This window comes from Acidovorax sp. DMC1 (genome assembly GCF_056314325.1).
Genome location: NZ_JBQUYO010000003.1, coordinates 13,840 through 36,708 on the forward strand (window position 1 = coordinate 13,840; position 22,869 = coordinate 36,708).

Genomic DNA, 22,869 nt, shown 5'->3' on the forward strand with positions numbered 1-22,869 from the left:
AAGTGCCAGTTGTTGCAGTGAAACCCAGCAAGCCGTGACGGCTGCTGCCTGCCAGGCCTCCTGACGCCCGCTCCCGGGCCGTGGGTTGCCTCGTGCAAGCCCCGGCCCCGTCCCTCCCAACCCCTGTTGTACCTGTGCGCCCATTGGGGCAGCTTTGGCCGTTTTGGCCATGGTGGTGTGGGTGGCTCCTCCGTCTTGCCGCTTCGTTGCATCTGTGCCGTCCGCACAGGCCATGCCCCCTTCGCCGGGGCGTTGCCCGCGTGCCGTGACGGCACCTTTCGGCATATCTCTGCGTCTGCGTGCTCCGTCCTGCCTGCCAAGGACGACGGCCATGCGTTTTTTTGTTGTAGACCTGCCCAGCCTTTTCCAGCGTGCGGTGGCGCCTGGCGCTGCCAGCGCTGAGCCGGGGGCACAGCTGCCCCCTGGCGCACAAGGCCCGGCCTGTGCGGCGGCTGACAGCCTGCAAACCGTGGCCGACCTGGATGGCGCCACGCTGTGGCCCACACACCGCATTCGCTGCTACCTGCACAGCCAGCCGCCAGCGCGCGCATCGCACCGCCGCGCGCGGCAGTCCTGAGAGGCTGAGAGTCTTTTGCCCATGCCCGCCTTGCACGCCAAAACACCGCTGCTCATCGTTGCAAATGCGCGCCATAGCCCGAGCTATGGCTGTGCTTTGCGCCTCGACCAGCGGCGTTTTGACGCACCTTTCGGGCTCGGGCAAAAAAACCTCAGCCTCTGAACCCGCCCACGACCGGCCCTGCACCCCAACCACCCCCCCAGGAGGCCCCATGGACCCAGACCCGCGCTGGCGCTCTGAAGCGCCACCCCACACCACCCCCTTGAACTTTGCATACCGGGCCCTGGGCCGGAGGCGATGGCTTGCGTGACCGCGTGAGCCGCATCCTCTGGCCGTTGCGGGCCAGAAGGAGTGACTCACCATGTTCCGTTTCATCCACATTTCTGCGCACACGGCACCACAGCCCGTGACGCGCAATACCGTCAGCGTTGGCTGCTAGGGAGACCGCCATGAGCTTCCTGCACCACCTGTTCGACCGCTTTTTGCACACCCGCCATGTGACGCGCCACTTTGCACGGCGGTTGATTCTGGACACGCTGACCCTGGGCCGCGCGCCCACCCCCGCCACGTCGCCCGACCTGCTCAGCCGCGAGCTGCAGCGTGCCGCGAGCGATGACCTGCCCAGCCTGCTTGAGCGCCTGCAGTCCGACCCTGCGGGCCTGAGCGACGCCCAGGCCGCCACCGCCCTGGCCCAGCACGGCCCCAACGAGGTCGAGCACGAAAAGCCGCTGCCCGCCTGGCTGCACCTGTGGCATTGCTACAAGAACCCGTTCAACGTGCTGCTCACAGCGCTGGCGCTGGTCTCCTATCTCACCGAGGACCGGGAAGCCACCGTCGTGATCCTGGCCATGGTGGTGCTCTCCACGCTGCTGCGGTTTGTGCAGGAAGGGCGCTCCAACCGCGCGGCCGAGCGTCTCAAGTCGCTGGTCAGCAACACCGCCACGGTGCTGCGCCGCAGCGACGCGGAAGGCGCCGCAAGTGCAGCCACGCCGCGCGAGCTGCCCATCCACCAGCTGGTGCCGGGCGACCACATCGTGCTGTCGGCGGGCGACATGATCCCGTCGGACTGCCGCGTGCTCACGGCCAAGGACCTGTTCGTGAGCCAGTCGGCCATGACGGGCGAATCGCTGCCGGTCGAAAAATTTGCCGAGCGCAGCCAGCCCGGCACGAGTGCGCTGGACGCCACCAACCTGCTGTTCATGGGCACCAACGTGGTCTCGGGCTCGGCCACGGCGCTGGTGGTGGCCACGGGCAACCACACCTACTTTGGCACGTTGGCCACCCGCGTCACGGCCACCGACCGCACGCCCACCGCGTTCCAGGCAGGCGTCAACAGCGTGAGCTGGCTGCTGATCCGCTTTGCGCTGGTCATGGTGCCCATCGTGCTGGTGGTCAACGGCTTTACCAAGGGCGACTGGCTGGAGGCGTTTCTGTTTGCGCTGTCGGTGGCCGTGGGCCTCACGCCCGAGATGCTGCCCATGATCGTGACCAGCACGCTGGCCAAGGGCGCCGTGCTGCTGTCGCGCAAGAAGGTGGTGGTCAAGCGGCTGGACGCGATCCAGAACTTTGGCGCCATGGACGTGCTGTGCACCGACAAGACCGGCACGCTCACGCAGGACAAGATCTTTCTGGAGCGCCACACCGACGTGTTTGGTCACAACAGTGACGAGGTGCTGGCCTTTGCCTACCTCAACAGCCACTACCAGAGCGGCCTGAAGAACCTGCTGGACCACGCCGTGCTGGAGCATGTGGAGCTGCAGACCGACCTGCGCCTGGCGCAGGACTACCGCAAGGTCGATGAGGTGCCTTTCGACTTTGTGCGCCGGCGCATGTCGGTCATCGTCAGCGAGCGCAACGACCACCACGAGCTGATCTGCAAGGGCGCGGTGGAGGAGATGCTGGACGTGTGCACCCAGGTGCGTGTGGTGGAAGACTCCGGCGCGCAAGACCTGCCGCTGGACGCCACCCTGCGCGCGCGGGTGCTGGAGGTGACGCGCGGCCTGAACAACGAGGGCCTGCGCGTGGTCGCCGTGGCCATGAAGGAGACGCCGCCCCAGCAGACGGTGTACAGCGTGGCCGATGAATCGGGCCTCACGCTGATCGGCTACGTGGCGTTTCTGGACCCACCGAAGGAATCCACTGCCCCCGCGCTTAAGGCGCTGGCTGCGCACGGTGTGGCCGTGAAGGTGCTGACCGGCGATAACGAGCTGGTGACGCTCAAGGTCTGCCGCGAGGTGGGCCTGGCGGTGCAGGGCGTGTTGCTGGGCAAGGACGTGGACGCCATGGACGACACCACCCTGGCGCGCGCGGCCGACACCCACAACGTGTTTGCCAAGCTCTCGCCACTGCACAAGGAGCGGCTGGTGCGCGCGCTGCGCGCGGGCGGCCATGTGGTGGGCTTCATGGGCGACGGCATCAACGACGCCCCCGCGCTGCGTGCGGCCGACATCGGCATCAGCGTGGACAGCGCGGTGGACATTGCCAAGGAGGCGGCCGACATCATCCTGCTGGAGAAAAGCCTGATGGTGCTGGAAGAGGGCGTGATGGAGGGGCGCAAGACCTTCAGCAACATGCTCAAGTACATCCGCATGACGGCCAGCTCCAACTTCGGCAACGTGTTCTCGGTGCTGGTGGCCAGCGCGTTCCTGCCCTTCTTGCCCATGCTGCCGCTGCACCTCTTGGTGCAGAACCTGCTGTACGACCTGTCGCAGATCGCCATCCCGTTCGACAACGTGGACGAGGAGCTCATCCGCAACCCGCTGAAGTGGAACCCGGGCGACATCGGCCGCTTCATGGTGTTCTTCGGACCCATCAGTTCGGTGTTCGACATCACCACCTTCGCCGTCATGTGGCACGTGTTTGGTGCCAACAACGTCGGGGCGCAGACGCTGTTCCAGTCGGGCTGGTTCGTGGTGGGGCTGCTCACGCAGACGCTGATCGTGCACATGATCCGCACCCCCAAGCTGCCGTTTGTGCAGAGCGTGGCCTCGGTGCCGCTGCTCACGGCCACGGTGCTCATCATGGCGGTGGGCATCTTCATCCCCATGGGGCCGCTGGCTGGGCACTTCAAGCTGCAGGCGCTGCCGCTGGCTTACTTTCCGTGGCTGGTGGGCATTCTGGCGGGCTATGTGCTGCTGACGACCGTGATGAAGCGCTGGTACGTGCGGCGCTACGGCTGGCAGTGAGGGGGCGCCAGGTGCGCGCCCGGGTCAGCGCGCCAGCGCCTGCTCCAGCTGCTGCTTGTTCATCCGGGACCGGCCCCGGATGTTCTCTCGCTTGGCGTCCTCATACAGCTGCTCGCGCGTGCGGCCCTGGGGGCCGCGGTGTGAGTTTTTGCCGCCGCGCACCGGCGCGGGCGTGGCTTTCAGGGTCTTGGGGTTGGCCGTGCGGGCTTCGCCATGTTGCGCGCGCTCCTTGTTCACGGTGCGCGCGGCAATCTCTTCGGCGGTGCTTTCGCTCTCACCGCGTTCCAGCAGGCTGTCCTTGATGTGTTCGTACTGGCGCTCGCGTTTGGCGCTCCAGGCTGCACGTGGCATTGGGGGCTCCTTTCCGATCAACAGCTGGGTTTTTCAGCTTAGGCCTGTGACCGGGAAGCATCGTCAGTACTTCGTGACGGCGGTTGTAGGACGGGCCCGCTGGGCTGGCCGGAGGAGCACCGCAGGCACTTCGGGCGCGTATTTGAGAAAAAGTGGCTGCAAGCGCTAGTGTTTCATGCGCTTGCAGCTATCTTTTTTGTAGTGTTTCTACATCCCCAACGACTTGAGCAGGGCATCCGTGTCGTCCTGGCCGGCGGGCGGTGGGGCGGGCACGGGAGGTGCTTCTTGCGACTGGGCCATCAGCGCGTCCGGGTCGGGGGCTTCCTGCGCTTCAAAGTCGTAGAGCTTGATGAACTCGGTGCGGTCGATGGCGAGTTCCAGATAGAAGATGTTGTTGTTGCTGGTGTAGAAGGTCACGCGCCGGGCCTCGGGCTTGTCGAGGTTGGCGTCCACCGACAGCTGCACCTGCTTGTTCAGCACCAGCATCTTGGGCTGGTTTTGTGTGATGTGGGTCTGCAGCTCGCGGCGCACCTTGCCGGTGAAGTCGCCCACCACCTGGTTCATCAGCTCGCCCATGACGTTGCTGACCTCGTCGGAGGTGTACGAACTGACCAGGTCGTCCTTGGACATGCCCATGTTCAGCAGGTAGTTGGCGTACAGCTCCATCGCCGCCTGGCCTGAGAAATTGATGATCACCAGCCCCGAGAAGCCGCCGTCAAACAGCACAAAGCAGCCAATGTCGGGTTTCAGGCAGGTCTTGCTGATGCGCTGCACCATGCCGGAATAGTGGATCTGGCTGTGTGTAGCCACGCCCAGCACGCGGGTGACGGAGTTGCACAGGCTGATCAAAAGGTCTTCGGTGCCGTAAACGGGGGATTTTTCGGGGGTGCTCATGGTGGGGTAGCGGAAAACAACTTAGTGCACAGCATAGGCGATGATGCCGCCGTAAACCAGAGTGCAGGCCCTGCCGTGGTGCCGATCCCCCCGTGGTATCCCGGTCATTGACTTTCGACGGGGCTCGGATATCGTGCTTTTCATCCAAATAAGAGAGGGGGGCCCGATGGGCAATGTCTATTTCTATGGCCTGACCGATTTCCAGGCGATCGCCACCGGGGCGGCCGTGCTGGCCAGCGGCGGTGGTGGCAGTTACCAAGACGCATGCGCCATCGTGCAGCAGCTGGCAGACCAGGGCTACACGGGCACGGTGCAGGTGCAGGACTACGACGGCGCCACCAATGCCTGTGTGCTGGCCATCATGGGTTCGCCCGACGCGGCCGACAACCTCACCCTCACGGCGGTGCAGAACTCCATCAGCAACACCGTGGCCGTGATGCAGGCGTACACCGGCATGCAGCCAGGCGCCTTCATCCCGGTGGAGATCGGACCCATCAATTCGCTGGTGCCGCTGATTGGCGCGGCCATGTCGGGCGGCAGCATCTGGGTGGTGAACGGCGATGGCGCAGGCCGTGCCGTGCCTGAGCTGCCCCAGACCACCTTCACCGCCCCTTCCGGGCCAGCGCCCAGTCCCGCCGTGCTGGCCAGCGATGCGTCCACGCTTATGGCGGCGGAGTACGCGGTGCTGGGCTCCGGCACGGCGTCGGGCATCGAGTCGCTGGCGGGCGGGGTGGTGGGCGGCTTCGGCGGGTATTCGGGCATTGCGATGTGGCCCTCCAACGCGGGCAACCAGTTCGCGTTGTCGGGCAGCTACATTCCGGGCACGCTGGAGCAGGCGCGCCAGCTGGGCCTGCAGCTCTTGCAGGCGGTCACGCCGCTGAGCACCCAGGCCGTGGCGGCGGGCATCCAGAACCTCACCGGCCGTGCCGCGCGCGCCGTGGTCACCAACTTTTTCATCACCTCGGTCAGCCAGTCCACGTCCAGCGCGTCGCTGGACTCGGGCATCATCCGGCTGGACAATGCATCCGACCCGGCCCAGAGCACCGAGACACATTACCTCTACAACCTCAACGAGAACCTGATCATGTATTCGGCGGCGAGCACCACCCCCGACATCATTGCGCCCGACTCGATCTGCTACTACTCAGAGAGCACGGGTCGTGGGTTCTCCAACGCCAGCGACGACCTGGCCCAGTATTTCGACCCTAAAACGGGCCGCAGCACCGGCAACCAGGTGAGCGTGATTGCGGTGCAGACTGCACCCCAGCTCTACAACACCCCCGGCGTCGTGGCATCGTTTGCCGCGCTGCTGCGCAATATCGGTTACGCGGGTGGCATGCCGCCCGGCTGAACCTTGAAGCCCGCACCGACGCACGAGAGAAACGGAACGCTGTGAAAAAAGGTGGTCATGGCCATGGGTGAGGCGGACCTGAACAAGGAGCGGCTGGAGCTGGCCCTGGAGGCCGCCGGGCTCGACCTGTGGGAGAACGACCTCATCACCGGCAACGTCACGCGCAAGGCGACCAAGACGTTTGAAGAGCTGGGGTTCTCCGAGGATGAAATCGTCTCGGGCGTTCAGGACATCTACGGCCTGTTCCACCCCGACGACATCGACACCGTGCGCAAGGCCGTGGCCGACCACCTGACGGGCGTCACGCCGCAGTACCGGTGTGAGTTCCGGCTGCGCTCCAAGAGTGGCGAGTGGATCTGGTTTGCCAACTATGGCCGCATCATGGACGGCCACAGCGAGACGCCCGGCAAGCGCTTGATCGGCGTCACGTTCAACATCCACGACCGCAAGTGCCGCGAGACCGAGATCGCCCAGATCAACCAGCAGCTCACCGAGCAGAACCGCCTGCTGCAGCAGCTCAACGCCACGCTGGAGCGGCTGGCCGCCAACGACTCGCTCACGGGCCTGTCCAACCGCCGCACGCTGATGGAGCTGGGCGCCAAGGAATACAAGCGCACGGAGCGTTTTGGGCACCCGATGTCCGTGCTGGTGGCAGACATCGACCTGTTCAAGACCGTCAACGACCTGTACGGCCACCTGGCGGGCGACCGCGTGATCTGCGCAGTGGCCCAGGTGTGTGCTGGGCACAAGCGCAGCGGTGTGGACATCGTCGCGCGGTTTGGGGGCGAGGAGTTTGTCATCGTGCTGCCCGAGACCGACAGCGCGAGCGCGTTGCAAGTGGCAGAGTCGCTGCGCCGCGAGGTCGAGTCCTTGCTGGTGTGCGTGGGCGACGAAGGGCAGGAGGTGGCCGTCACCGTGAGCATTGGCGTAGCCACCCTGTACAAGGGCTCGGGGATGAATTTTGAAGAGCTGGTGAACCGTGCCGACCAGGCCCTTTACCAAGCCAAGGGCACAGGGCGCAATGCCGTGTACTGCGCCGACATGCCGCCCGAAAAAGGGGGCGTGGTCGAGCAGGTTTCGCTCGACCTGGGAGGGGGGATCTCTCAGCCCTGAGGCCCGCGCGCAGCCTGGTGGATCGCCGCCCGGATGCGCGGGTAGGTGCCGCAGCGGCAGGCATTGCCCGACATGGCGGAGTCGATGTCGGCATCGGTAGGCTGCGGCGTTTTCTTCAGCAGGGCACAGGCCGACATCAGCTGCCCGCTCTGGCAGTAGCCGCACTGCGCCACATCCACTGCGGTCCATGCGGTGCGCAGTGCAGAGGCTTCGGGGCCCTGCAGGCCCTCGATGGTGGTGACCTGGGCGCTGCCCACGGCCGACAGGGGCGTGATGCAGGCGCGCACCGGCTCGCCGTTCAGGTGCACCGTGCAGGCGCCGCACAGCGCCATGCCGCAGCCAAACTTGGTGCCGTTCATCTGCAGTTCGCCGCGCAGCACCCACAGCAGGGGTGTGTCGGGTTCGGCGTTGACGGCGACGGGTTGGCCGTTGAGGTTCAGGGTCGTGGTCATGGGGGCTCCGGTGCGGCGGGTCAGCTGAGCTTGAGCGGCAGCGCGCGCAGGCGCTGGCCGGTGAGGGCAAACAAGGCATTGGCCACGGCGGGTGCAATGGGCGGCACGCCGGGCTCGCCCACGCCCTCGGGGGGCTCGGCGCTGGCGATGATGTGGGTCTCCACGCGGGGGCAGTCGGCCATGCGCAGCAGGGGGTAGTCGTGCAGGTTGCTCTGCTGCACCTGGCCGTCCTTGATCGTCACTTCGCCCCACAGCGCAGCGGTGAGGCCATAGACCACGGCGCTTTCCATCTGCTGGGCAATGAGGTTGGGGTTGATGGCCGCGCCGCAGTCGACCACGCACACCACGCGGTGCACGCGGATGGCCTTGTCGGCACCCACCGACACCTCGGCCACCTGCGCGACGATGGAGCCGAACGACTGGTGCAGCGCCACGCCGCGCGCCCGTTGCACGCCCGACGCATCCGGCGGCAAGGGCTGGCCCCAGCCCGCCAGCTCGGCCGCCTTTTGCAGGACCTTCAGGTGGCGCGGGTGTTTTTGCAGCAGCGCGGCGCGGAAGGCCACCGGGTCCTTCTTGGCGGCGTGGGCTGCTTCGTCCACAAAACTCTCTTTGAAGAACGCCTGGTGCGAATGCCCCACCGAGCGCCAGAAGCCCACGGGCAGCGGCAGGTCGATGATCTCGTGGGCAATGCGTGCGTGGGGCCACTCGTAGGGTTGGTCGAACGCGCCTTCGGACGTGGTCTTGTCCGGCCCCGCGCCCGGCAGGCCAAAGGTGCGGGCCAGCACCTGCGGCACGATGGCCTGACCGGCCGACACGTTGTGCCAGGCCACCAGCTGGCCCTGTGCGTCCAGCCCGGCCTTGAACCGGGCCACGCAGGCGGGGCGGTAGAAGTCGTGCTGCATGTCCTGCTCGCGGGACCACAGCGTCTGCACCGGCGCGCCGCCCGCGGCCTTGGCAATGGCGGCGGCCTGGGCCACATAGTCCACCTCCAGCCGCCGGCCAAAGCCACCGCCCAGCAGCAGCTGGTGCACAGTCACCTTGGTGTCGTCGATGCCCAGGGCCTTGGCGGCAGCCATGCGCGCCAGGCCCGGCACCTGGGTGGATGTCCACACGCTGGCCGCGCCATCCTTGAACTGCACGGTGCAGTTCATGGGCTCCATGGTGGCGTGGGCCAGGTAAGGCGCGCGGTAGTCGGCAGTGAGGGTGGTTGCAGCGCCTTGCAGGGCCTGGTCCACATCGCCCACGCTGTGGTAGCCAAAGCCCTGGGCCTGGTCCAGTGCCTGGGTCAGCTGGGTCATGACGGCGGCGCTCGACAGCGCGGCGGCGGGGCCGTGGTCCCACTGCGCGGTGACTGCTGCGGCGGCCTTTTTGGCGTGCCAGGGCGTGTCGGCAATCACGGCCACGCCGCCAGTGCCGCCGTGGTACGGCGCTACGGCCAGCACCTCCTTCACCCCGGGCATTTTTTGCGCGGCTGCGCCATCGAACTGGACTACTTTGCCGCCCCGCGTGGGGCACATCACCACGCTGGCGTACAGCAGGCCGGGCGGGTGGGCATCGATGCCAAACACCGCACTGCCGTCGAGCTTGGAGGGCGCCTCGATGCGGGTGAGCGGCTTGCCGATCAGCTTGAATTCAGCAGGCGCCTTGAGGGGCACCTTGCCTGGAGGCGGCTGCTGCGCCGCCAGTGCGGCCAGCTCGCCAAACGTGGCGCGCTGGCCTGCCGCATGTTCCACCACGCCGGCGTTGGCCTTGCATTCGGCGGCCTGCACCTTCCATTGCACGGCCGCTGCGTTGATGAGCATGGCGCGGGCGTGGGCACCGGCCTCGCGCATGGGGCGCCACAGGTCCTTGATGCTGCTGGAGCCGCCCGTCATCATCACGCCCACTTCGCGCATGGTCTTGGCGGTCAGCCAGCCCGCCACGGCCTTGATGGAGCCGTCGTTGTCGGGGTGGAACGGCAGGCCGTCCACCACCGTGGCCAGGTTGTTGTAGATGTCGTCGATGGGCGCCATCTCCAGCCGCACCTGGGCCCAGTCGGCGTCCAGCTCTTCCGTCAGTATGGCGGCCAGTCCGGTGTGCGCGCCCTGGCCCATTTCGGACTTGGCCATCATCACCGTCACTGTGTTGTCGGCTGCTACCTTGAGCCAGCCATTCAGCGCCACCTGGCCTGTGCCCTGGGGCAGGGGCTGCGCGGTGTGTAGCCGCTGGCGCGGGGGCACCACGCCCCAGCCGATGACCAGCGCGCCGGCTGTTGCGGCGCCACCGAGAAGCACTGTGCGTCGTTTCACCATGGGTTGTCCTGAGCGGTTGAGAAAGTGCACGCCGGCGCCTTCGATGGCAATCACCGCGTGGCAAGGGCAGGGGGCCATCCTAGCGCCACTGCGCAGCGCTGCGTTGCTGGCGAATGTCGGCTATGTGACGCTGCGCCGCACGCGCATGGCAATGCGGTTGAGCCCGACGGGCGTCAATCCCAGGTGGCGGGCCAGGTCTTTTTGCGGGATGCGCAGCGCCAGGTTGGGGTGTGATGCCAGGAAGGCGCGGTAGCGGCCCTCGGGGGTGAGGGTGAGCAGTTCGCGCTCACGCGCCTCCTTGCGCGCGGCGTACACCAGGGTCAGCTGGTACAGCGCCTTTGCCCAGGGCAGGTGGCGTTCGGCCAGCGCGAGCAGCACGCCGTGGTCGATGCGCTCCAGGGTGGCGGACTCGATGGCCGTCACCATGAAGGCCGTGCGGCCGCCCGGCTGCAGGGCGGACACGCTGGCAAAAAAGCGTCCTTCTTCGGCAAACGACTTGATCCATTCCGTGCCGTCATCCTGCAGGTAGCTCAGCTTGAACAAGCCTGCTTGAACCGCGTAAACATACGGGTGCTGTACCCCCTGCAGAAAGACCGTGCCGCCTGCCTGTACCGCGTGCGTGGTGATGGCGCGCTCTGCCGTGGCCCAGTCGGGCAGGGCCTGCGTGCCCGCCGCCTGTGTGAGGAGCGACCAGAAGGCGGGGTGCGGGATGGGTGCCATGGCGCGCAGTATGCCGCGTGGCAGCGTTGCGAAGTTTCCGCCGCGCCTGAGGGTGAGAGCCTCCTTCGTTCGCCAATTAACCTGGGTTGATGACGACGGACGGCGCCATGCCTAGAGTGCGGCCCATGTCACACGCTCGCACCCCCACCACCGCACGCCATGCCACGTCCGCAGGCCCGTTGCCACGCACCATCGTCACCGGCGCCAGCTCGGGCATTGGCCTGGCGCTGGCCCTGGAGCTGGCACGGTGCGGCGTGCCCGTACTGGCCGTGGCACGGCAGGCCGAGCCGCTGCAGGCGCTGACAGATGCCCATGGACTGATCGAGCCCTGGGTGGCCGACCTGTCCCGCATTGAAGAGATCGACGGCCTGGCGGCGCAGTGGTTGCTGCGCTATCCCGATATTGGCGCGCTGGTGAACAACGCAGGCATCCAGCACGACCTGCGGGTGGACGATGCCGGTTACAAGGTGCAGGACATGCGCGCGGAGGTCGAGATCAACCTGCTGGCGCCGATGGCGCTGACGCGTGCGTTGCTGCCCCATTTGCAGGCCCAGCAGCGCGCATGGGTGGTCAATGTCGGGTCGGTGCTGGGCTCTTGCCCCAAGCGCACGGCGGCGGTTTACAGCGCCACCAAGGCCGGGCTGGACCTGTTCACCCAGGCGCTGCGGGTGCAGATGCAAGGCAGCCCAGTGCGGGTGGTTCACGCTGTGATGCCGCTGGTCGATACGCCCATGACCCGGGGCCGAGGGCGCGGCAAGATCCCTTCCGATGTCGCTGCACAGGCACTGGTCCGCGGCCTGATGGCGGGGCACACCGACATCCGCATCGGCAAGGCGCGCGCGGCCTGGCACTTGCAGCGCTGGGCGCCCGGGCTGCTGGCCCGCCTGCTGCGCACGGCTTGATCCAAGCCCGCTGGCTCAACACCTGTCTTCTCATCGACCCCAGGAGATCACCCCCATGGCCACCCGTTATGCCTTCTTCATCCACCTGCGCGCACTGCCCGAGTGGCTGCGTTTGCCCCGTGAGCAAAGGCGTGAGCTGGGTGGGGCGCACCTGCATGCCCTGCTGCCCCGCTACCAGGGAGCCCTGCGCCTGCGCCACTTCGATGCCGAGGCCTTCGCAGCGCCCTGCAGCGACCTGATGCTGGTGGAAACCGATGACCCGCTCAAGCACTACGACTTCATGGAGCGGCTGCGCGATTCCCCCCTGCTCACCGTGCCGTATTTCGAGGTGCTGCAGATCCTGCCTGCCATCGAAGACGGCTACGTGGCGTTCGAGCGCGCACAAACGGCTTAGGCCGCCTTGCAGTCGGCCAGCGCCGGAGCCTTGTGTGTGGGCTGCCGGTCCAGCCAGGCAATGTAGGCTGTGAGCGCCAGCGCACTCAGCGTGACGGCGGCCGCCACCAGCGGAATGGTCTGCAGCGACCATCCGGCCGTGATGACTGCGCCCCCCAGCCAGGCACCAATGGCATTGCCGAGGTTGAATGCGCCGATGTTGAGCGTGGACGCCAGGCTGGGCGCATCGCCCGCCTGCGACACCACCCGCGCCTGCAGCGGCGTGCCCGCCGCGAACGACACCATGCCCCACACCACCACGGTGATGACGGCAGGCCACAGCCACACGCTGGTGAACGAAAACGCTGCCAGCACCCCCGCCAGCACGGCGAAGATGCCCATCAGCGAGGGCAGCAGCTTCCAGTCTGCCAGGCGGCCGCCCAGCAGGTTGCCAATGGTCAGGCCCACGCCGCACAGCAGCAGCACGCCGCTCACGTTCTGGGGCGAGACACCGGTCACGTCGCGCAGGATGGGCGTGATGTAGGTGAACAGCGTGAACATGCTGGTGGATGCGAGCACGCTCACCGCCAGCGCCAGCCACACTTGGCGAATGCGCAGCACGCGGAACTCGCCCAGCGCGCTGCCGCTGATCTGGTGGCGCAGGTGTGGCACCCAGCGCACCACGGCGGCCACGGCCAGCACCCCAATCACCACCACCGCCCAGAAGGTGGAGCGCCAGCCCAGGTGCTGGCCCAGCAGCGTGCCCAGCGGCACGCCCAGCACGTTGGCGAGCGTGAGCCCAGTGAACATCAGCGCCATGGCCTGGGCGCGCTTGTGGGGCTCCACCACGCTGGCGGCCACCACGGCGCCAATGCCAAAAAACGCGGCGTGGCAGAACGAGGTGACCACGCGCGCCACCATTAGCCACGCATAGCTGGGGGCCAGCGCGCAACCCACATTGCCCACGATGAACAGCACCATCAGCCAGGTCAGCGTGGTCTTGCGCGGCCAACGCGCGGTGGCCACCGCCAGCAGCGGTCCACCCACAGCCACGCCCAGTGCGTAGGCCGACACCAGCATGCCGGCGGCGGGGATGGAGACGGACAGGTCACCTGCCACTTCGGGCAGCAGCCCCAGGATCACGAATTCGGTGGTGCCAATGCCAAAAGCGGCAATGGCCAGGGCCAGCAGGGGGAGGTTCATGGAGCGCAGGGGGACTAAAGGGCAGCACCGGGGCCGATGGGGCCAGGCGCGCAAGACTAGGGAAAACCCTTGGATTCTACGGAGGCCCCACAACCTTTGCAGGCCAAGGTTTTTGCATGAAATGGGCCGGTAGCGCTAGTGGTACATGCCGTAACAGCTATTGTTTTCATAGTGAATGCCATCCTTGCCCTTGTGCGCCTGTGGCGTGCATCGGGGGTGGTGAGTCGCCTCGCAACGGCCCCCGTGTGATGCGGGCTCGCAGCGGGGCGTGTACGCCACCCGGCGTATTTCGCCAACTGGCCCCGCTCTCCAGAATCCATTCCATCGCCCGATCCACAGGGGCTCCAGACCGGGGCCCACCGGGCGAAGCGGTTTGATTGATTTCCTGATTGAAACCACCACCGGAGAAGCACACATGCAACGTCGTTATTCCCTCAAGGCCCTCGCGGCCGTCGCTACGCTCGCTGGCCTGTCTGCGCTGCCAGCCCACGCCCAGGACACGATCAAGGTCGGCATCCTGCACAGCCTGTCGGGCACCATGGCCATCTCTGAGACCGTGCTGAAAGACACCGTGCTCATGGCGATCGACGAGATCAACGCCAAGGGCGGCGTGCTGGGCAAGAAGCTCGAACCCGTGGTGGTGGACCCAGCATCCAACTGGCCTCTGTTCGCCGAAAAGACCAAGCAGCTGCTGGGCCAGGACAAGGTCTCGGTCATCTTCGGCTGCTGGACCTCGGTGTCGCGCAAGTCGGTGTTGCCGGTCGTGGAAGAAATGAACGGCCTGCTGTTCTACCCCGTGCAGTACGAAGGTGAAGAGCTGTCCAAGAACGTGTTCTACACCGGCGCCGCGCCCAACCAGCAGGCCATCCCCGCAGTGGACTACCTGATGAGCAAGGACGGCGGCAGCGCCAAGCGCTGGGTGCTGCTGGGCACCGACTACGTCTACCCCCGCACCACCAACAAGATCCTGCGCGCCTACCTCAAGAGCAAGGGCGTGAAGGACAGCGACATCGACGAGAAGTACACCCCCTTCGGCCACTCTGACTACCAGACCATCGTGGCCGACATCAAGAAGTTCAGCCAGGGCGGCAAGACGGCGGTGGTCTCCACCATCAACGGTGACTCCAACGTGCCCTTCTACAAGGAACTGGGCAACGCCGGCCTGAAGGCCAAGGACGTGCCCGTGGTCGCCTTCTCGGTGGGCGAGGAAGAGCTGCGCGGTGTGGACACCAAGCCGCTGGTCGGCCACCTGGCTGCCTGGAACTACTTCCAGTCCATCAAGAGCCCGGCCAACACCGAGTTCATCAAGAAGTGGAGCGACTACGCCAAGGCCAAGGGCATTGCCGGCCACAAGGACAAGCCGCTCACCAACGACCCGATGGAAGCCACCTACATCGGCATCAACATGTGGAAGCAAGCGGTTGAAAAGGCCAAGAGCACCGATGTGGACAAGGTGATTGCCGCCATGGCCGGCCAGACCTTCAAGGCACCGTCGGGCATCGTCTCCAAGATGGACGAGAAGAACCATCACCTGCACAAGAGCGTGTTCATCGGCGAGATCAAGGCCGACGGCCAGTTCAACGTGGTGTGGAAGACCCCCGGCCCCGTGAAGGCCAAGCCATGGTCTCCTTACATCGAAGGCAACGACAAGAAAAAAGACGAACCCGAGAAGAAGTGATCTCCCCCTGAGCGGCTACGCCGCTTCCCCCTCTCTCACGCTGCGCGTGGGAGGGGGACGCCCCCAGCGCGGCGGGGCGGCCCTTGCGCGGGGGCCCTGGTCTAGGCCCTGCCCTCTGCATGGGCCTTTGCATATTGACCGACTGGCCCCTCCATGAATTTCTCTTTCGTATCTCGCCTCATTGTCTGCCTCTTGCTCTACGCAACTGCGCAGGCACAAGCACTCACCGCCGAGCAGGCCCTGGCCATGGCCGCTGGTGACACCGACGACCGTGTGGCCGCCGTGCAGCAGGCCGTGGTGGAGCCCAGCGAACGCACCGCCGCCTTCTTGCAGGCGCTGGCCGACGACGCGGTGAAGGTGGCCGATGGCAAGGCGCTGATCGTGCGCGATGACAAGGGCATCGACCCTGTCACTGGCGCCGAGGTCCCTGTGCCCGCCGATGCCGAAGACATCATCAACAACAACCGCATGCGCGGCGAGATCGACACGGCCCTGGCGGGCCTGGCGCTGTTTGGCAAGGACGAAACCCAGCGCATGGCCGCCGCCAAGGCACTGACCAAGGAGCCGGATGCAGGCCGTCTGCCCCTGCTCGACAAGGCACTGGCGCAGGAAACCAACGACAAGATCAAGACCCAGCTGGAGCTGGCGCGCGCCGCTACGCTGCTGGGAAGCGACGACCCCGCACAACGCATCGCAGCCGCCCAGGCACTGTCGCTCAGCGCCACACCTGATACGCGGCTGCTGCTCAACGAACGCGTCACCGTCGAAGAAGACGCCAAGGTCAAGGCAGCACTGCAGGCCGCACTGCGCGCCATGGAAGGCCAGCTCGCCTGGGGCGAGCGCCTGGGCGCCGCGTTCTCGGGCATCAGCCTGGGCTCCATCCTGCTGCTCGTCGCCTTGGGCCTGGCCATCACCTATGGCCTGATGGGCGTGATCAACATGGCCCACGGCGAGCTGATGATGATCGGCGCCTACGCCACCTATGTGGTGCAGGGCATCTTCCAGAAGTATTTTCCGGGTGCGTTCGACTGGTACCTGGTCGCTGCGCTGCCCCTGGCCTTTGGCGCCTCGGCCGCCGTGGGCGCGGTGCTGGAGCGCGGCGTGCTGCGCTTTCTGTACGGCCGCCCGCTGGAGACGCTGCTGGCCACCTGGGGCATCAGCCTGGTGCTGATGCAACTGGTGCGCACGATTTTTGGCGCGCAGAACGTGGGTGTGGAAAACCCCGCGTGGATGAGCGGTGGCGTGCAGGTGCTCTCCAACCTCACGCTGCCCTACAACCGCCTCGTCATCATCGGCTTTGCCATCGCCGTGCTGCTCGGCATGGGTTACCTGATCGGCCGCACGCGCCTGGGCCTGTTCGTGCGTGGTGTGACGCAGAACCGCCCCATTGCCTCGTGCATGGGCGTGAACACTGCGCGCATCGACACCATGGCCTTTGCGCTGGGCTCGGGCATTGCGGGCCTGGCGGGTTGCGCGCTGAGCCAGGTGGGCAACGTGGGGCCGGACCTGGGGCAGAGCTACATCGTCGATGCCTTCATGGTGGTGGTGCTGGGCGGCGTGGGCCAGCTGGCGGGCACGGTGTATGCCGCGCTGGGCCTGGGCATCCTGAACAAATTCCTCGAAGGCTGGGCGGGCGCGGTGCTGGCCAAGATTGCGGTGCTGGTGTTCATCATCATCTTCATCCAGAAGCGGCCCCAGGGCATCTTCGCGGTCAAAGGGCGTACGGCCGACTGAAGCACCAGAGACGACTGATCATGACTACGCCAACCTCTCCCAACATCCAACTGCCCGCACCGGCGCCGCTGCTCACGCGCGGTGGCTGGTCGGCCTTCATCGTGGCGCTCATCGTGGTGTGCGCCGTGGCCCCCGTGCTCAACCTCTGGGTGCCCGTAGGCAGCATGTTCCACCTGTCGGACTACGCCGTGGCCCTGCTCGGCAAGATCATGTGCTACGCCATCTGTGCACTGGCCATGGACCTGATCTGGGGCTACACCGGCATCCTGAGCCTGGGCCACGGCCTGTTCTTTGCGCTGGGCGGTTACGTGATGGGCATGTACCTCATGCGCCAGATCGGCCGCGACGGCAACTACAAGAGCGACCTGCCGGACTTCATGGTGTTCCTGGACTGGAAGGAGCTGCCCTGGCACTGGGCGCTGTCCGACAGCTTCATCGCCACGCTGATCCTCATCGTGGCCGTGCCGGGCGTGATCGCGTTTGTGTTTGGCTACTTCGCCTTCCGCTCGCGCATCAAGGGTGTGTACTTCTCCATCATCACCCAGGCCATGACGTATGCGGCCATGCTGCTGTTCTTCCGCAACGAAACCGGCTTTGGCGGCAACAACGGCTTTACCGACTTCAAGCGCATCCTGGGCACGCCCATTGCCACGCAGAACATGCGCATGACGCTGTTCGTGCTGACGGGGTTGTCGCTGCTGGGCTTCTTCCTGCTGGCGCGCTGGCTGGTGCGCAGCAAGTTTGGCCGCGTGCTGCAGGCCGTGCGCGATGCCGAGAGCCGCGTCATGTTCTCGGGCTATTCGCCGCTGCCCTACAAGCTCACCATCTGGACCATCAGCGCCATGATGTGCGGCGTGGCGGGGGCGTTGTATGTGCCCCAGGTCGGCATCATCAACCCCGGCGAGATGAGCGCCGCCAACTCCATCGAGATCGCCGTATGGGCGGCCGTGGGCGGGCGCGCCACACTCATCGGACCCATCGTGGGGGCGTTCATCGTCAACGGTGCCAAGAGCTGGCTCACGGTGACGGCGCCGGAGTTCTGGCTGTACTTTCTGGGCGCGCTGTTCATTGCGGTCACGCTGTTCCTGCCCGATGGTGTGGTGGGGCTGGTCAAGAAGCTCAAGGCAAAAATGACAACAACGAAGGGAGCCGCGCAATGACGCCCGATCTGATGGAAGAAGGCGCGCGGCGGCTGCAGAAGACGCTGGCGCCCGTCGCACTGGGTCAGACCGAGTCGGGTGGCCGCACTGCAGGCTTCTCGCGCATTGCCACGCCGGGCGAAGTGGACGTGACCCACGGCCGCATCCTGTACCTGGAAGACGTGCATGTGAGCTTTGACGGCTTCAAGGCCATCAACGGCCTGAGCCTGGACATCGCACCCGGCGAGCTGCGCTGCATCATCGGCCCCAATGGTGCGGGCAAGACGACGATGATGGACATCATCACCGGCAAAACCCGGCCCGACAAAGGCACGGTGTTCTTTGGCTCCACCATCGACTTGCTGCGCCACAACGAGCCCGAGATTGCGAGCCTGGGTATCGGCCGCAAGTTCCAGAAGCCCACGGTGTTCGAGCAGCTTACCGTGTTCGAGAACCTGGAGCTGGCGCTCAAGACCCACAAGGGCGTGAAGTCCAGCATGTTCTTCAAGCTCGACTCCGCACAGTCGGACCGCCTGGCCGAGATCCTGCACACCATTCACCTGGCCGACAGCGTCACGCGCCAGTCGGGCAACCTGAGCCACGGGCAAAAGCAGTGGCTGGAGATTGGCATGCTGCTGATGCAGGACCCCAAGCTGCTGCTGCTGGACGAACCCGTGGCCGGCATGACCGATGAAGAGACTGCCCGCACTGCGGAGCTGTTCCTCACGCTCAAGGGCAAACATTCGCTCATGGTGGTGGAGCACGACATGGGCTTCATCCGCACCATCTCAGAGAAGGTGACGGTGCTGTGCGATGGCTCGGTGCTGGCCGAAGGCACGCTCGATCAGGTGCAGGCCGACGAGCGCGTGATCGAGGTGTACCTCGGCCGGTGAAAGTATTCACTATCAAAAATATAGCTGCCGGCGCATATTGAACTAGCGCTAGCGGCCCAAAACACCCCAAGTCACCATGCTCACCGTCCAGAACATCAACCAGTACTACGGCGGCTCCCACATCCTGCGTGACGTGAGCCTCACCGCCACCCCGGGCAAGGTCACCGTGCTGCTCGGCCGCAACGGCGTGGGCAAGACGACGCTGCTCAAAAGCCTCATGGGGCTGGTGTCCATCAAGAGCGGCAGCATCAGCTTCGACGGCAAACCCATCGACAAAGCCACGCCCTACGACCGGGCGCGCGCAGGCATCGGCTTTGTGCCGCAAGGCCGCGAAATCTTCGGCCGCCTGACCGTGGAAGAAAACCTGCGCATGGGCCTGGCCTACAAAAGCGGATCGACGCCGGTGCCTGCACACCTGTACGAGCTCTTCCCTGTGCTCAAGCAGATGCTCAAGCGCCGGGGCGGTGACCTGTCGGGCGGGCAACAACAGCAGCTGGCCATTGCCCGCGCGCTGGCCCCCGGCCCGCGTTTGCTCATCCTGGACGAGCCCACCGAGGGCATCCAGCCCAGCATCATCAAGGACATCGGCCGCGTGATCCGCATGCTGGCCGACCAGGGAGAAATGGCCATCCTGCTGTGCGAGCAGTACTACGACTTTGCGCAGGAACTGGCCGATGAGTACCTGGTGATGGAACGCGGCGAGGTCATCGCCCGCGGGCCAGGTAGCGAGATGGAAGCCAAGGGCATTCGCAACCTCGTGGCGATTTAAGAGCGCACCCCCTGAGTCGCCTGCGGCGCCTTCCCCCTCTCTTGCTGCGTGGGAGGGGGATGCACCCGGTGGCCCGGCGAGGCCAGTTCCACGGGGGCACTGGCGAGGGGCGTACCAGTTTCAGAGAGCTGAAGGCAATGCCACGGCGGGGGAAGGTGCTTCCATCGCCTCCACCAGCAGTCGCGTGAAGGTGTCATGCAACGGCGAGGCCGGTGCGTTGTTCACCGTGGCGATGCCCAGCTGGTAGGCGATGCGGGGCCTGAACGGGCGCGACGTGATCGCCTCGTACGGGCAGTGCTGCGCCAGCAAGGCGTTCACGATCGAGACCCCGAGCCCTTGGGCCACGTGGGCGCAGGCCTCGCTGATGGAGTGCACCTCCAGCGCCACGCGCGGCTGCACGCGCCGCTGGCGAAAGGCCATGTCGATGTCGTGGCGGATCTGCCGCTGGCGCCCCAGCAGGATCAGGCTGACGTCGATCAGGTCGGTGGGGCTGACCTCTGCCAGGCCTTCGAGCGCATGGCCCCGGGGCATGATGCACACGGCTTCGGAGTCCAGGCTGGCGCGGGTGTTCAGTCCCTGCATTTCCATGGGCAGGCGCACGAGACCGATGTCCGCATCGCGGCTCAGCAGCGCGCGCTCCGTGTCGTTGTACGAGCCTGACAGCACCTCCAGCACCACGTCCGGGTGCGCCTGCATGAAGCGCTTGGCCAGCACCGGCATGAGCGTGGTGGCCAGCGTGCTGGGCACCGCCACCTTCAGCAGGCGCCGCTTGAAGCCGCCCAGACGCAACTGTTCGGCATGGCGGCGAAAGCACTGCGCCGAGTCCATCAGCACCTGGGCGTCGTGCAGCAGCGCATGGGCTTCGGCCGTGGGGCTCAGGCGGCCTTTTTCACGCACGAACAAACGCAGGGCCAGGTCCTCCTCCAGCTGCGCCAGCAAGCGGCTGATGGCGGGCTGCGACAGCCCCATGCGCTCGGCCGCGCCGGTGGTGGAGCCGCTGAGCATGATGGCCTGGAAGGCCTCGAGTTGCTTGAAGTTCATGGGGTGGAAAAGGGGCAGACGTTCGGGTATGCAGGCAGCCAGCCTGCATCTTTGCACTGCTGCCACCCCAGCGCAAACCTGCGGTCTATTGCATAGGGTCATCAGCGTTCGTCATAGCGTTGTGGCCGAGCACCTCGCTCCACAGAATCGGCGGCGTCATAAGCCAACCTGGCACCACCCCTTCAAGGAGCAAGATTTCATGAGGCGCTCATTTCCCTTCGCGCTGGCCGCCTGCGGCCTTTCCGTTTCGGCTGCGGGGCCCGCTGCTGCACAGGACCTGCAGGTCTATGGCCAGGTGCGACTCACCGTCAACAATGTCAAGACCGGCAACGCCGGTTCCGTCACGGAAGAGCGCGACAACGCATCCCGCCTGGGCTTTCGCGGCAAGGAAGACCTGGGCGATGGCCTGGCGGCCTTGTTCGGCCTGGAGATGGGGCTCGAAGCCGACTCCGGTGCCGCCACCGCGCCAGCGTTTCGCAACAGCTATGCCGCCTTGCGCGGCAGCCTGGGCACGGTGGCGCTCGGGCGGCTCGACTCCGCCAACCCGACCGGTTCGCCGCTGTACTCGCAAGTCACGCGCATCACCTCGTTCGCCGCCAACGATGCCGGGGCCACGGCCATCGGCACCTCCATCCTGAACGCGCGCAACCGCACGTCCAACGCCATCGGCTACCAAAGCCCCACCTGGGGCGGCGTCAACCTGCGGGCGCGCTACTACCTGCGCGGCGATGCCAAGACGCCCGAGCAGGAAAACGGCGCCAAGTCGCTGGACCTGGGCCTCAACTATGCCGACGGGCCCTGGTCGGCAGGCATCGGCTACGGCAAGGACACGCGCCCCGGTGGACTGCTGGCCAACGAGTTCTCCAGCAAATGGCAGGCCGGCGTGCGCTACGACTTCGGCGCGATCGAGCCCTATGTGCTGCTGGGCCGCGATACGTACGCCAGGACGTCGGCCACCACCCGCGCCGATGTGGACTATTGGCTGGTGGGCACCCGCTTTTCAGCTGGCCAGCACGCCATCGTGGTCAACGTGATGCAGCGCGATGTGCAGGCGTCGCTGCGCGGCCTGCGCAAGCGCCAGCAGGTAGCCTATACCTATGCCCTGTCCAAACGCACCGAGCTGCAGGCCTTCATCGACCGCGACGGCGTCGATTCGAGCCGCAGCAATGTGTCCGTGCGCGCCATTGGCGCGGGAGTTCGCCATGATTTCTGATAACAAGCACCGCATGATTCCCTGGATGTCCCGCATTCCGCAAACGCTCGCGCTGTTGTGTTCCTTCATGCTGTGCCACCCGCTGATCGCGGGCGCGGCCGAGTTCCCCGAGAAGCCCGTGCGCATCGTGATTCCGTTTCCGGCAGGGGCAGCTGCGGACACGGCCATGCGTGTGGTGGCACGCAAGATGTCGGACCAGTGGCGGCAGCCTGTCGTCATCGACAACCGGCCCGGTGCGCACGGCTTCCAGGCGGTCTCCTCGGCGCCGGCCGACGGGTACACGCTGCTCATGGGCGCAGGTTCCGGCATGGTGACGGCGCCGCTGCTCTCCAGCAAGCTCACGTACAACCCGTCGCGCGACTTCGTGCCGGTGGGGCGGGTGGTGGTCAACGTGCCCATCCTCACCACACACCCAAGCCTGCAGGTTCGCACGGTGCAGGAGCTCATCGAGCTGGCACGCAAGAACCCCGGCGGCCTGAACTACAGCACCAGCGGCAACGGTAGCCCGGGGCATTTGTCGATGGAGATGTTCCAGGCGGCCACTGGCACGCGCATGGTGCAGATCCCGTACAAGGGCGGCGGACCGGCGGTGAACGAGCTGGCGGGCGGGCATGTGCAGCTGGGCATCAATGCAGTGCCCAGCGTGGCGGCTCATATCAAGGCGGGCAAGCTGGTGCCGCTGGCGGTGGCCAGCGCCAAGCGCTCGCGCGCCTTCCCGCAGGTGCCGACCATGGCCGAGGCGGGGCTCAAGGACTTCGAGTACGACATCTGGTACGCCCTGTTCGCCCCCACCGGCACGCCGGCTGATGCGGTGCAAAAAATCAGCAAGGTGCTGCGCGCCTCGCTGGCCGACGCGGAGGTGACTGCCTCGCTGGTGGCGCAGGGTGCGGAGCCCGCGCCCACCACGCCGCAGGAGCTCGGCCGCTTCATCCAGGAAGACACGGCGCGCTGGGCCAAGCTGGTCAAGGACCGCAACCTCAAGCTCGACTGA

21 protein-coding genes are annotated in these 22,869 nt (G+C 66.1%); 14 read left to right on the forward strand and 7 right to left on the reverse strand.

What is annotated here, in order from left to right:
* The first annotated feature begins 331 nt into the window (after positions 1-331).
* The 3 genes from ACT531_RS07435 to mgtA all read left to right on the forward strand — a co-directional run bounded on the left by ACT531_RS07435 (position 332) and on the right by mgtA (position 3,762).
* Positions 332-577, forward strand: a complete 246-nt coding sequence (locus tag ACT531_RS07435) for a hypothetical protein (protein ID WP_476017013.1) — start codon at positions 332-334, stop codon at positions 575-577.
* 21 nt (positions 578-598) lie between these two features.
* On the forward strand, positions 599-739 hold the full coding sequence (locus tag ACT531_RS07440) for a hypothetical protein (protein ID WP_476017014.1): 141 nt from the start codon (positions 599-601) through the stop codon (positions 737-739).
* Positions 740-1,026: 287 nt separating this feature from the next.
* Positions 1,027-3,762 carry a magnesium-translocating P-type ATPase gene (gene mgtA / locus ACT531_RS07445; RefSeq protein WP_476017015.1) on the forward strand — a complete coding sequence of 912 codons (2,736 nt, stop codon included), beginning with the start codon at positions 1,027-1,029 and terminating at the stop codon, positions 3,760-3,762.
* A 24-nt stretch (positions 3,763-3,786) separates the two neighbouring features.
* Here mgtA and ACT531_RS07450 read toward each other — a convergent pair whose 3' ends face one another.
* Both ACT531_RS07450 and ACT531_RS07455 read right to left on the reverse strand, forming a co-directional pair.
* Positions 3,787-4,113 carry a hypothetical protein gene (locus ACT531_RS07450; RefSeq protein WP_056060603.1) on the reverse strand — a complete coding sequence of 109 codons (327 nt, stop codon included), beginning with the start codon at positions 4,111-4,113 and terminating at the stop codon, positions 3,787-3,789.
* A gap of 207 nt (positions 4,114-4,320) precedes the next feature.
* Positions 4,321-5,007 carry a DUF3334 family protein gene (locus tag ACT531_RS07455; protein WP_056062049.1) on the reverse strand — a complete coding sequence of 229 codons (687 nt, stop codon included), beginning with the start codon at positions 5,005-5,007 and terminating at the stop codon, positions 4,321-4,323.
* A gap of 166 nt (positions 5,008-5,173) precedes the next feature.
* Here ACT531_RS07455 and ACT531_RS07460 point away from each other — a divergent pair, with 166 nt between their 5' ends.
* Both ACT531_RS07460 and ACT531_RS07465 read left to right on the forward strand, forming a co-directional pair.
* The gene (locus ACT531_RS07460; protein WP_476017016.1) at positions 5,174-6,358 is read left to right on the forward strand and encodes an S-methyl thiohydantoin desulfurase domain-containing protein; all 1,185 of its coding nucleotides are present in this window, start codon (positions 5,174-5,176) and stop codon (positions 6,356-6,358) included.
* 57 nt (positions 6,359-6,415) lie between these two features.
* Complete coding sequence (locus ACT531_RS07465) at positions 6,416-7,471, forward strand: sensor domain-containing diguanylate cyclase (RefSeq protein ID WP_225580894.1); 1,056 nt, start codon at positions 6,416-6,418, stop codon at positions 7,469-7,471.
* Here ACT531_RS07465 and ACT531_RS07470 read toward each other — a convergent pair.
* From ACT531_RS07470 to ACT531_RS07480, 3 genes are all read right to left on the reverse strand, one after another.
* Positions 7,462-7,923 (reverse strand): (2Fe-2S)-binding protein, encoded by a 462-nt coding sequence (locus tag ACT531_RS07470; RefSeq protein ID WP_476017017.1) that lies wholly within the window; start codon positions 7,921-7,923, stop codon positions 7,462-7,464. The genes ACT531_RS07465 and ACT531_RS07470 overlap by 10 nt on opposite strands.
* A gap of 20 nt (positions 7,924-7,943) precedes the next feature.
* The gene (locus tag ACT531_RS07475) at positions 7,944-10,214 is read right to left on the reverse strand and encodes a xanthine dehydrogenase family protein molybdopterin-binding subunit (protein ID WP_476017018.1); all 2,271 of its coding nucleotides are present in this window, start codon (positions 10,212-10,214) and stop codon (positions 7,944-7,946) included.
* 120 nt (positions 10,215-10,334) lie between these two features.
* The gene (locus tag ACT531_RS07480; protein WP_395456114.1) at positions 10,335-10,934 is read right to left on the reverse strand and encodes a Crp/Fnr family transcriptional regulator; all 600 of its coding nucleotides are present in this window, start codon (positions 10,932-10,934) and stop codon (positions 10,335-10,337) included.
* Positions 10,935-11,059: 125 nt separating this feature from the next.
* Between ACT531_RS07480 and ACT531_RS07485 the strand changes: the two genes are divergently transcribed.
* Positions 11,060-11,836, forward strand: a complete 777-nt coding sequence (locus ACT531_RS07485; protein ID WP_395456112.1) for an SDR family NAD(P)-dependent oxidoreductase — start codon at positions 11,060-11,062, stop codon at positions 11,834-11,836.
* Positions 11,837-11,891: 55 nt separating this feature from the next.
* On the forward strand, positions 11,892-12,230 hold the full coding sequence (locus tag ACT531_RS07490; protein WP_476017019.1) for a darcynin family protein: 339 nt from the start codon (positions 11,892-11,894) through the stop codon (positions 12,228-12,230).
* Here ACT531_RS07490 and ACT531_RS07495 read toward each other — a convergent pair.
* Positions 12,227-13,411: an MFS transporter gene (locus ACT531_RS07495; RefSeq protein WP_108497591.1), complete on the reverse strand. Its 1,185-nt coding sequence runs from the start codon at positions 13,409-13,411 to the stop codon at positions 12,227-12,229. The two genes, ACT531_RS07490 and ACT531_RS07495, sit on opposite strands and share 4 nt — an antisense overlap.
* A gap of 415 nt (positions 13,412-13,826) precedes the next feature.
* On the opposite strand from ACT531_RS07495, the gene urtA reads away from it, so the two are divergent.
* The 5 genes from urtA (at position 13,827) to urtE (ending at position 19,624) form a co-directional block, all read left to right on the forward strand.
* The gene (urtA, locus tag ACT531_RS07500; RefSeq protein ID WP_056641426.1) at positions 13,827-15,089 is read left to right on the forward strand and encodes an urea ABC transporter substrate-binding protein; all 1,263 of its coding nucleotides are present in this window, start codon (positions 13,827-13,829) and stop codon (positions 15,087-15,089) included.
* 153 nt (positions 15,090-15,242) lie between these two features.
* The gene (urtB, locus tag ACT531_RS07505; RefSeq protein ID WP_056747355.1) at positions 15,243-16,823 is read left to right on the forward strand and encodes an urea ABC transporter permease subunit UrtB; all 1,581 of its coding nucleotides are present in this window, start codon (positions 15,243-15,245) and stop codon (positions 16,821-16,823) included.
* A 20-nt stretch (positions 16,824-16,843) separates the two neighbouring features.
* Positions 16,844-17,983, forward strand: coding sequence for an urea ABC transporter permease subunit UrtC (urtC, locus tag ACT531_RS07510; RefSeq protein ID WP_476017020.1), 1,140 nt, complete (start codon positions 16,844-16,846; stop codon positions 17,981-17,983).
* Entirely contained in the window at positions 17,980-18,855 is an 876-nt protein-coding gene (gene urtD, locus ACT531_RS07515) for an urea ABC transporter ATP-binding protein UrtD (protein ID WP_288851493.1), read from the forward strand. The genes urtC and urtD overlap by 4 nt, the downstream gene beginning before the upstream one ends.
* 76 nt (positions 18,856-18,931) lie before the next feature.
* Positions 18,932-19,624 carry an urea ABC transporter ATP-binding subunit UrtE gene (urtE, locus tag ACT531_RS07520; RefSeq protein ID WP_476017021.1) on the forward strand — a complete coding sequence of 231 codons (693 nt, stop codon included), beginning with the start codon at positions 18,932-18,934 and terminating at the stop codon, positions 19,622-19,624.
* Between the two features lie 120 nt (positions 19,625-19,744).
* On the opposite strand, the gene ACT531_RS07525 is transcribed toward urtE, so the two are convergent.
* Entirely contained in the window at positions 19,745-20,665 is a 921-nt protein-coding gene (locus ACT531_RS07525) for a LysR family transcriptional regulator (protein WP_476017022.1), read from the reverse strand.
* 199 nt (positions 20,666-20,864) lie between these two features.
* Between ACT531_RS07525 and ACT531_RS07530 the strand changes: the two genes are divergently transcribed.
* Entirely contained in the window at positions 20,865-21,878 is a 1,014-nt protein-coding gene (locus ACT531_RS07530) for a porin (RefSeq protein WP_436075679.1), read from the forward strand.
* 25 nt (positions 21,879-21,903) lie between these two features.
* Positions 21,904-22,869, forward strand: a complete 966-nt coding sequence (locus tag ACT531_RS07535) for a Bug family tripartite tricarboxylate transporter substrate binding protein (RefSeq protein WP_436076072.1) — start codon at positions 21,904-21,906, stop codon at positions 22,867-22,869.

Bases quoted from the DNA above. Each gene is read 5' to 3' on its own strand.
- ACT531_RS07495 (WP_108497591.1), bottom strand. From the start codon at position 13,411: ATGAACCTCCCCCTGCTGGCCCTGGCCATTGCCGCTTTTGGCATTGGC.
- urtD (WP_288851493.1), top strand. From the start codon at position 17,980: ATGACGCCCGATCTGATGGAAGAAGGCGCGCGGCGGCTGCAGAAGACG.
- ACT531_RS07465 (WP_225580894.1), top strand. From the start codon at position 6,416: ATGGCCATGGGTGAGGCGGACCTGAACAAGGAGCGGCTGGAGCTGGCC.
- ACT531_RS07485 (WP_395456112.1), top strand. From the start codon at position 11,060: ATGTCACACGCTCGCACCCCCACCACCGCACGCCATGCCACGTCCGCA.
- ACT531_RS07435 (WP_476017013.1), top strand. From the start codon at position 332: ATGCGTTTTTTTGTTGTAGACCTGCCCAGCCTTTTCCAGCGTGCGGTG.
- urtC (WP_476017020.1), top strand. From the start codon at position 16,844: ATGACTACGCCAACCTCTCCCAACATCCAACTGCCCGCACCGGCGCCG.
- mgtA (WP_476017015.1), top strand. From the start codon at position 1,027: ATGAGCTTCCTGCACCACCTGTTCGACCGCTTTTTGCACACCCGCCAT.
- ACT531_RS07440 (WP_476017014.1), top strand. From the start codon at position 599: ATGCCCGCCTTGCACGCCAAAACACCGCTGCTCATCGTTGCAAATGCG.
- ACT531_RS07475 (WP_476017018.1), bottom strand. From the start codon at position 10,214: ATGGTGAAACGACGCACAGTGCTTCTCGGTGGCGCCGCAACAGCCGGC.
- urtE (WP_476017021.1), top strand. From the start codon at position 18,932: ATGCTCACCGTCCAGAACATCAACCAGTACTACGGCGGCTCCCACATC.
- urtA (WP_056641426.1), top strand. From the start codon at position 13,827: ATGCAACGTCGTTATTCCCTCAAGGCCCTCGCGGCCGTCGCTACGCTC.
- ACT531_RS07530 (WP_436075679.1), top strand. From the start codon at position 20,865: ATGAGGCGCTCATTTCCCTTCGCGCTGGCCGCCTGCGGCCTTTCCGTT.
- ACT531_RS07535 (WP_436076072.1), top strand. From the start codon at position 21,904: ATGTCCCGCATTCCGCAAACGCTCGCGCTGTTGTGTTCCTTCATGCTG.
- ACT531_RS07450 (WP_056060603.1), bottom strand. From the start codon at position 4,113: ATGCCACGTGCAGCCTGGAGCGCCAAACGCGAGCGCCAGTACGAACAC.
- ACT531_RS07480 (WP_395456114.1), bottom strand. From the start codon at position 10,934: ATGGCACCCATCCCGCACCCCGCCTTCTGGTCGCTCCTCACACAGGCG.
- ACT531_RS07455 (WP_056062049.1), bottom strand. From the start codon at position 5,007: ATGAGCACCCCCGAAAAATCCCCCGTTTACGGCACCGAAGACCTTTTG.
- ACT531_RS07525 (WP_476017022.1), bottom strand. From the start codon at position 20,665: ATGAACTTCAAGCAACTCGAGGCCTTCCAGGCCATCATGCTCAGCGGC.
- ACT531_RS07470 (WP_476017017.1), bottom strand. From the start codon at position 7,923: ATGACCACGACCCTGAACCTCAACGGCCAACCCGTCGCCGTCAACGCC.
- urtB (WP_056747355.1), top strand. From the start codon at position 15,243: ATGAATTTCTCTTTCGTATCTCGCCTCATTGTCTGCCTCTTGCTCTAC.
- ACT531_RS07460 (WP_476017016.1), top strand. From the start codon at position 5,174: ATGGGCAATGTCTATTTCTATGGCCTGACCGATTTCCAGGCGATCGCC.
- ACT531_RS07490 (WP_476017019.1), top strand. From the start codon at position 11,892: ATGGCCACCCGTTATGCCTTCTTCATCCACCTGCGCGCACTGCCCGAG.